The following is an 8,064-nucleotide window of genomic DNA, read 5'->3' as shown; positions in this document are numbered from 1 at the left end:
CGTCGCCGACGTCACCCTGCGGTTGGACTCCTCGGTGGCCTCCCGCACCCGGCGGTTCGCCTCGTCCGTGGCCTCCTGCACGCGCGCGGTCGCCTCGGACAGCGAGTCGTGCCGCCTGCGGTTCGCCTCCTCGGTGGCCTCGCGCACCAGGCGCTGGGCCTCCGCGTTCGCCGCCGCCTGCTCCTGCGCGACCTGCGCCCTGATCCGGGCCGCCTCGTCGGTCGCCTCGCGGAGCCTGCGCTCGGCCTCGTTCTTGCTGCTCGCCTCCTGCTCGGCGAGCGTCTTCATCGACTCCACGCGACGGGCCGCCATCGCGATCTCGAAGTCCTCCTCGACCGTGGTGCGGCGCTGCTGCGCCTCCTGGTCGATCCGGCCCGCCTGCTCGCGCGCGTCCGCGACGATCTTCTCGGCCTCGGCGCGCGCGCCCTCCAGCACGCCCCGGTGCTCGTTCTCCATGTCGACGCGGCGCTGGTCCAGCTCGCCGATCAGGGCGTCGTACCTGCTGCGCAGCGCGCCCGCGTCCGACTCGGCCTTGGCCCGGATGTGCCCGCCCTCGGCCTCGGCGCGCGCCTTGATCTCGTTGGCCTCGTCCTGGGCGAGGCGCAGCATCCGCTGCAACCGCTCGCTCAGCCCCTCCAGCGTGGTGGGGGGCATCGACAGCCGGTCGATCTGGTTGCGCAGGTCCGCCATCTCGGAGCGCGCGGCCTCCAGCTGGCGGGCCAGGTCGCTGGTCTGCGACATGGCCGCGTCGCGGTCGGCGGCGAGCAGGCGCAGGTCGGAATCGAGGCGCTCCAGGTGTTCCTCGACCTGCCCGCGGTCGTACCCGCGTTTGACGATGTCGAAGCCGGAGCCGAGGGGAACGAGGTCACGGTCGTCGGCGAGGCCCATGCCGCCAACGCTACCCGCTCCGGGTGTCCCACCGGCACTCGAAGGCCGCACAGCGGGACGATCTTCCTTGCCAGGACAGGATCATGGAGCCGGGGGCGCGCGGCGCGGGCGTCCGTTCGGGGGCGCTCCGAACGGGTCGGGAACGCCCCCGGCGGCGCGGGCGCCCGCGCCGCGCGAAGATCAGGGCGCGGCGGGCTCGACCAGCTCGACCAGCACGCCGCCCGCGTCCTTGGGGTGCACGAAGTTCACCCGGCTGCCGCCCGTGCCGCGCTTGGCGCTCGCGTACAGCACCCGCAGCCCGGCCCCGCGCAGCCGCTCGGCCGCCGCGTCCACATCGGACACCCGGTAGGCCAGCTGCTGGAGGCCGGGGCCCGAGCGGTCGAGGAACTTCGCGATGGTCGACTTCGGGCTGAGCGGGGCCAGGAGCTGCACCGCCGTGCCGCCGCCGCCGTCGCCGGGGGCGCGCAGCATGGCCTCGCGCACGCCCTGCTCCTCGTTGACCTCCTCGTGCGCGACGACGAGGCCGAAGGTCTCCCGGTGGAAGGCGATGGCCTCGTCCAGGTCGGGCACCGCGATGCCGACGTGGTCCACCGCCGTGATCAACCCGCTCAGCAGCTCCATGCCCGCGGAGCGTAGTGGCGCGCCCCCCGAGGGTCTTGTGCGCTGGCTCACACCCGTAGTCGCAGGCGGGGGCCGGTACCGTGGTGGCGCTGAGTTAACCAGTGTTCACTCGCGTGGAGGCCGTCGTGTCCCGTGGTTCCGTCATCGTCGCCGGCGCCCGCACCCCGATGGGGCGGCTGCTGGGTTCGCTCAAGGACTTCTCCGCCGCCCAGCTGGGCGGCGTCGCGATCAAGGCCGCGCTGGAGCGCGCGGGCGTCGCGCCCGAGCAGGTCCAGTACGTGATCATGGGCCAGGTGCTCACCGCGGGCGCGGGCCAGATCCCGGCCAGGCAGGCCGCGGTGAACGCGGGCATCCCGATGACCGTGCCCGCGCTGACGATCAACAAGGTGTGCCTGTCCGGCGTGGACGCCATCGCGCTCGCCGACCAGCTCATCCGCGCGGGCGAGTTCGACGTGGTCGTCGCGGGCGGCCAGGAGTCCAGGACCCAGGCCCCGCACCTGCTCAAGGACTCGCGCGGCGGGTTCAAGTACGGCGACACCGCCCTCGTCGACCACATGGCCCACGACGGGCTGTTCTGCGCGTTCGACCAGGTCGCGATGGGTGTGTCCACCGAGAAGCACAACGGCAGGCACGGGGTGACCCGCGCCGAGCAGGACGAGTTCTCCGCCCGCTCGCACCGGCTCGCCGCCCGCGCCGCCGAGGCCGGGCTGTTCGCCGAGGAGATCGCGCCCGTCGCCGTCCCGCAGCGCAAGGGCGACCCGGTGCTGGTCAGCGCCGACGAGGGCGTGCGCGCCGACACCACCGCCGAGACGCTCGCGCGGCTGCGGCCCGCGTTCGCGGCGGACGGCACCATCACGGCCGGGTCGGCCTCCCAGATCTCGGACGGCGCGGCGGCCGTCGTGGTCATGAGCAAGGACAAGGCCGAGGAGCTCGGGCTGGAGTGGCTGGCCGAGATCGGCGCGCACGGCGTGGTCGCCGGGCCCGACGCGAGCCTGCACGAGCAGCCGTCCAACGCGATCAAGGCGGCCTGCGCGAAGGAGGGCGTCGACCCCGCCGAACTGGACCTCGTGGAGATCAACGAGGCGTTCGCGGCGGTCGGGCTGGTGTCCACGCGCGAGCTGGGGATCAGCCCGGACAAGGTCAACGTCAACGGCGGGGCGATCGCGCTCGGCCACCCCATCGGCATGTCCGGGGCGCGGATCGCGCTGCACCTGGCGCTGGAGCTGCGCAGGCGCGGGGGCGGCGTGGGCGCGGCGGCGCTGTGCGGCGGCGGCGGGCAGGGCGACGCGCTGATCGTGCGGGTGCCGAAGAAGGGCTGAGCGGCGCGCGGCGGGGGTGTCCACCCGGACGTCCCCGCCGCGTGGCGGTGGTCACGGCCCGTGCGCGCGGGTGCGGGGAATGCTTCGGACTCCCGGCGGGACCGGTGCGGTTTCTGGGAGGCTGGCGGGCAGCAGACCCCCAGGAGGAACCCCGTGCACCCCGTGGTCATCGACGTCGGCACCAGGGACACCCGCAAGGCGCTCGTCGGGGGCGTCGTCGCGCTCGTGCTGGGCGTGCTGGCGCTGGTCGGCGCGGTGTCGGCGTACCGGGACGGCGAGTTCGGCGGGGGCACGATCGCGCTGGTCATCGGCGTGGTCCTCACCGGCATCGGACTGCTGCCGATCATCACGTGGAAGAAGCTCAGCCGTCCGCGCAAGCTCGTCTTCGAGGCGCCGGGCGTGCGCTGGGACGACCCGCGGGGCGCGTCCTGGGCGGTCGGCTGGGGCGAGCTGGGCGCGGTGTCGGTCTCCCGCACCAAGGAGCCGATCGTGTCCCCGTCCAACCTCGTGCGCCGGACCATGGTGCGGCTCGACCTGTTCCCCGCCGACCCGGCCGGGTTCGCGGCCGGGCACCCTCAGCTGGCGCGGCTCGCGCTGCAGGACGGGCGGTACCGGCTGCCGCTGGGCGACTCGGCCGGGCTGATCCCGGTCATGGACGGCGCGCTGCGCCAGGCGGCGGGGCCGCGCTACCGGGGTGTGGTCGACGAGGGGTTCTCGGTCGGCCTGACCTGAGCCCGAGACCCGAGCCCGGTCCCGAGGAGCCCCACCCGCCGGTCCGCCCGGTTCAGCCGGTCCGGCCAGTACAGCCAGTACAGCCAGTCCAGGAGGGAGCACCGTGCACCCGGTGGTCATCGACGTCGCAGGCCCGTCCACCCGCAAGGCGCTGATCGGCTCGGCCGTCGCGCTCGTGCTCGGCGTGCTCGGGCTGGTCGCCTTCTCCTCGACCGGCGGGCTCGCCCTGCTGGTCCTCGGGACCGCGCTCGTCGTGCTCGGCCTGCTGCCGCTGCTCTCCTGGAAGAAGCTCAGCCGCCCGCGCAAGCTCGTCGTGGAGGCGCAGGGCGTGCGCTGGGACGACCCGCAGGGCGCGCCGTGGGCGGTCGCCTGGGGCGAGCTGGGCGCGGTGGCGGTGTCCCGGTCGGTGGACGGCGGGATGGCGCGCAAGAGCGCGCCCAGGACGTTCCTGCGGCTGGACCTGTTCCCCGGCGACCCCGGCTTCGCCGCGCGGCACCCGGAGATGGCGCACCTGCTGCGCCGCGAGGACGGCCGCTACCGGCTGCCGGTCGCGGACAGCTTCGCGGCGCTGCCGGTGCTGGACGGCGCGCTGCGCCAGGCCGCCGGGCCGCGCTACCGGGGCGTGGTCGACGAGCAGATCACCATCGGGCTCACCTGAGCCCAGGGGCCGCCGCCCGCGCGGCCAGGTGCGCCTCGTGCTGCGCGAGCGCCTTCGGCCACAGCACGTCCAGCTCCGCCACGTCGAGGACCAGCCCGAACACGTCGGCCAGCGCCGCCGCCCAGTCCCCGCGCGACTCCAGCACCAGGGTCCGGTCACCCCCGGCCGCGCGCCTGGTCAGGGTCAGCGCCCGCAGCAGGTCGATCCCGGTCGCGTCCACCCGCTGCGCGGTGAACGCCCGGACGAACGGCGAGTCCGGGGACGTCGACAGGTGGTGGTGCCGGGCCGCGAACGTCCCGGTGGTCGTCGGCTCGGACTCGACGTCCACGGCGTGGAAGCTGCCCCTCGGGTCGTGCGTGAACCGCCAGCCCGGCACCAGCGGAGACTCGGCCAGCCCGAACGCGAGCACCTCCTGCCGGTGCTCGCCCGCGCGCAGCGGCAGCGGGTCGCGCAGGCCGTCGCCGAGGCCGGCGTCCACCAGCCAGCGGCCGTCCGGGCTGCTCGTGGACGGCAGCCCGGACACGATCAGCGCCAGGTGCGAGCGGTTCAGCTCCGGCGGCTCCCCGGCGCGCCCCTGGACGTGCCCGGCGTGCTCGCTCACCCGGTAGCCCAGCCCCCGCAGCAGTGCGGACAGCGCCCCGTTCAGGTGGAAGCAGTACCCGCCGCGCCCCCGGTCCACGATCCTGGCCGCCGTCTCCGCCGGGTCCACCGAGGTCGGGCGGCCCAGCTGGATCTCCGAGTTCTCGTACGGCACCCGCGCCACGAACGCCCGGTGCAGTCGGCGCAGCGCGTCCGCGCTCGGCGGCTCGGCCACCACGCGCAGTCGCCGCAGCAGCCCCGCGACGTCGACCAGCTCCATTCGCTATCCCCCAATCAGGTGAAACATCGGGTTGAGACGACGACAGGGGGTCTTATGCCCCTAGGCAGCTCCGCCCTCCGTGCCCGAACTTAGACACCCGGCACGGGGGGCGTGGTCGATCCGGGGGATGGATAAGAGGGTGCGATGCTGGACTCGGCTGGGTTGGAGGTGCTCCCGCACGAGGAGTGCATGCGGCTGCTCGCCACCCAGGGCCTCGGCAGGCTGGTGTACACCGCGAACGCCCTGCCCGTCGTCCACCCGGTGGTCTACGTCGTCGACCGGGGAGCGCTGCTGATGCGCGTCCCGAGGAGCAGCGCCGCGGCGGGGACCCGCGACAGCATCGTGGCGTTCGAGGTCGACCAGATCGCCGACGACCTGACGTCGGGCTGGTCCGTGCTGGTCATCGGGCACGTCACCGAGGTGGTGGACGACGACGCCCTGGAGCGGGCCCGCGCGCTGGAGCTGCCCAGCAGGGGCATCGAGGGCGGTGACCACTACCTGAGCATGGTCGTCGAGCTCATGACGGGTCGTCGCATTCCAGCGCCGTGACCGATAACCTCGACCCGGTGGGGGACCCGAACGCGACGCGATTAGAAGCGCTGGTCGGTCTGCTGACCGAGCGCTCCGCCGAGGTGGTCGACTCCCAGGAGCGGATGCGCAGGCTGCTGGGCGCGGTCGTGTCGCTGGCCAGCGACCTGTCGCTGCCCGACGTGCTGCGCAGGCTGGTCGAGTCCTCGTGCGACCTCGCGGGCGCCCGCTACGGCGCGCTCGCCGTCGTCGGACCGGACCGGAAGCTGCTGGAGTTCACCGTCGGCGAGGACGGCGCCGCGCGGCAGGGGGGCGCGCCCACCTCGTTCGACCCCGGCGACCCGGCGTTCCTCGGCGTGCCCGTGCGGGTGCGCGGCGAGGTGTTCGGCAACCTCTACCTGACCGACAAGATCGGCGGTGGCGGGTTCACCGAGCCCGACCGCGAGGTCGTCGAGGCCGTGGCCGCGGCGGCGGGCATCACGATCCAGAACGCCCGGCTGTACGAGGAGTCCCGGCAGCGCGAGGTGTGGCTGCGCGCGTCCAACGAGGTCACCAACGCGCTGCTCACCGGCACCCCGGACCGCGACGCGCTGCGGCTGGTCGCGGTGCGCGCCCGGCTCGCCGCCGACGCCGTCAGCGCCGCCATGGCCATGCCCGACGCGGACGGCGAGCTGCACGTGCGGGTGGAGGACGGCGCGCTGCGCGGGTTCACCGTGTCCCGCGAGGGCAGCGCGAGCCGCGAGGTGTTCACCACCGGCAGGCCCAAGGTGCTGGACGAGCTGCCCGGCCACGCCGGGCGCGCGGGCCCCGTGGTGATCGTGCCGCTCGCGGCGGGCGACCGGGTGCTCGGCGTGCTGCTCGTGGTCAGGGGGCCGGAGCGCAGCACGTTCGACCGGGGCGACGTGGCGCTCGTGGAGTCGTTCGCCCGGCAGGCGGCGCTGATCCTGGAGTTCACCAAGGCGCAGGGCGCCGGGCGGCGCAGCGGGGTGCGGGAGGCCCGCGCCCGCATCGCCCGCGCCCGGCACGACCTGGTGGTGCAGCGGCTGTTCGGGCTGGGACTGGGCCTGCAGGGGTTGAACGGGCTGATCGAGCAGCCGGTGGTCGCGGAGCGGCTGGGGGAGTTCGTCAGCGAGGTCGACCAGACCATCAGGGAGATCCGGCGCACGATCTTCTCGCTCCAGGAGCCGTCCGGGGTGTCCAGCCTGCGCTCGCAGGTGCTGGCGGCGGTGCAGGAGTCGGTGCGGATGCTCGGGTTCGAGCCGGAGCTGGTGGTGGAGGGCGCGATCGACTCGCTGGTCCCGGACGAGGTCCGACCGGACCTGCTGGCGACGTTGCGGGAGGCGCTGGCGAACGCGGCCAGGCACTCCGGGGCCAGGCGGGTGGGGGTCCGGCTCTCCGTGGACGGCGCGGCGACCGCGGTGCGGCTGGTGGTGTCCGACGACGGCAAGGGCCTGCCGGGCGCCGGGGGGCGGCACATCGGCGGCCTGGTGAACATGCGGGCGCGCGCCGAGCGGTGGGACGGGGTGTGCGAGGTGGAGAGCGAGGAGGGGATGGGGGTGGTGATCCGGTGGTCGGTTCCGCTGGTGGCCGCCTAGCCCTCGAGGTGCGGACGACGTGGGGAGTGCTCGCGGGATGACCATCTCGGTGCTGCTGGTGGACGATCACGAGATCGTCAGGCGCGGGTTGTTGCAGCTGTTGCAGGTGGAGCCGGACATCTCGGTCGTCGGCGAGGCCGGGACGGCGGCGGACGCGGTCGCCGCGGCGGCGGAGCTGAAGCCGGACGTGGCCGTGATCGACGTGCGACTGCCCGACGGTTCGGGGGTGGGGGTGTGCCGGGACATCAGGTCCGGGAACCAGCCGCCGCCCGCCTGCCTGATGCTGACGTCGTACGACGACGACGAGGCGCTGTTCGGGGCGATCATGGCCGGGGCGGCCGGGTACATGCTCAAGCAGGTGTCGGGGAACGACCTGGTGTCGGCGATCCGGACGCTCGCGTCGGGCGGCTCGCTGCTGCACGCCGGGGTGACCGCGACGGTGCTGCAACGCCTGCGGGGCGGACCGGTGGAGGACCCCCGGTACGCGTCGCTGAGCCCGCAGGAGCGGCGCATCCTGGACCTGATCGCGGAGGGGCTGACCAACCGGCAGATCGCGGGCAGGCTGTTCCTCGCGGAGAAGACGGTCAAGAACTACGTGTCGTCGCTGCTGCACAAGCTGGGTTTCGACCGGAGGACGGAAGCCGGGGTCTACGCGGCCAAGCGGAGGCAGGCGGGCGGGTACCAGCACTACTAGGGGCTTGTCCTGGGTTTGCACGGACCACCGCACTGCCTGCGGCCACCGGTGCTCGCCGAGGACTCCGGGGGCTGTGTGCGAGCGAGGCGAGCCACAGCCCCCCAATCCCGCGGCCCACTTTACCCGTTTGCCGGGGGGGGGCCCGGGCCACCGGGGAAGAGGGACCCGGG

At 74.3% G+C, this 8,064-nt stretch carries 9 protein-coding genes; 6 read left to right on the top strand and 3 right to left on the bottom strand.

Annotated features, from left to right (window positions below; translation table 11 throughout):
* Together ACTUAL_RS05675 and mce are read right to left on the bottom strand one after the other, a co-directional pair.
* Positions 1–888, bottom strand: an 888-nt coding sequence (locus ACTUAL_RS05675; protein WP_440899501.1) for a chromosome segregation protein, incomplete at its 3' end; no start/stop codon positions are given.
* A 180-nt stretch (positions 889–1,068) separates the two neighbouring features.
* The gene (gene mce, locus ACTUAL_RS05670) at positions 1,069–1,509 is read right to left on the bottom strand and encodes a methylmalonyl-CoA epimerase (protein ID WP_440899500.1); all 441 of its coding nucleotides are present in this window, start codon (positions 1,507–1,509) and stop codon (positions 1,069–1,071) included.
* 125 nt (positions 1,510–1,634) lie between these two features.
* Between mce and ACTUAL_RS05665 the strand changes: the two genes are divergently transcribed.
* The 3 genes from ACTUAL_RS05665 (at position 1,635) to ACTUAL_RS05655 (ending at position 4,218) form a co-directional block, all read left to right on the top strand.
* The gene (locus ACTUAL_RS05665) at positions 1,635–2,828 is read left to right on the top strand and encodes an acetyl-CoA C-acetyltransferase (protein WP_440899499.1); all 1,194 of its coding nucleotides are present in this window, start codon (positions 1,635–1,637) and stop codon (positions 2,826–2,828) included.
* A 153-nt stretch (positions 2,829–2,981) separates the two neighbouring features.
* Complete coding sequence (locus ACTUAL_RS05660) at positions 2,982–3,560, top strand: hypothetical protein (protein ID WP_440899498.1); 579 nt, start codon at positions 2,982–2,984, stop codon at positions 3,558–3,560.
* Between the two features lie 112 nt (positions 3,561–3,672).
* Positions 3,673–4,218: a hypothetical protein gene (locus ACTUAL_RS05655; RefSeq protein WP_440899497.1), complete on the top strand. Its 546-nt coding sequence runs from the start codon at positions 3,673–3,675 to the stop codon at positions 4,216–4,218.
* On the opposite strand, the gene ACTUAL_RS05650 is transcribed toward ACTUAL_RS05655, so the two are convergent.
* Positions 4,211–5,077: an arylamine N-acetyltransferase family protein gene (locus ACTUAL_RS05650; protein WP_096496745.1), complete on the bottom strand. Its 867-nt coding sequence runs from the start codon at positions 5,075–5,077 to the stop codon at positions 4,211–4,213. The genes ACTUAL_RS05655 and ACTUAL_RS05650 overlap by 8 nt on opposite strands.
* Before the next feature lie 144 nt (positions 5,078–5,221).
* On the opposite strand from ACTUAL_RS05650, the gene ACTUAL_RS05645 reads away from it, so the two are divergent.
* The 3 genes from ACTUAL_RS05645 to ACTUAL_RS05635 are packed head-to-tail and all read left to right on the top strand — an operon-like array spanning position 5,222 to position 7,894.
* Positions 5,222–5,626, top strand: a complete 405-nt coding sequence (locus tag ACTUAL_RS05645) for a pyridoxamine 5'-phosphate oxidase family protein (protein WP_096496744.1) — start codon at positions 5,222–5,224, stop codon at positions 5,624–5,626.
* A 17-nt stretch (positions 5,627–5,643) separates the two neighbouring features.
* A complete protein-coding gene (locus ACTUAL_RS05640) occupies positions 5,644–7,200 on the top strand; it encodes a sensor histidine kinase (RefSeq protein ID WP_440899496.1) in 1,557 nt (518 codons plus the stop codon).
* A gap of 37 nt (positions 7,201–7,237) precedes the next feature.
* Complete coding sequence (locus tag ACTUAL_RS05635) at positions 7,238–7,894, top strand: response regulator (protein ID WP_015804789.1); 657 nt, start codon at positions 7,238–7,240, stop codon at positions 7,892–7,894.
* Positions 7,895–8,064: the final 170 nt, after the last annotated feature.

This window comes from Actinosynnema sp. (assembly GCF_052038725.1).
The sequence above is the reverse complement of the archived record's forward strand: the minus strand, read 5'-3'. Positions and strand labels throughout refer to the sequence as shown.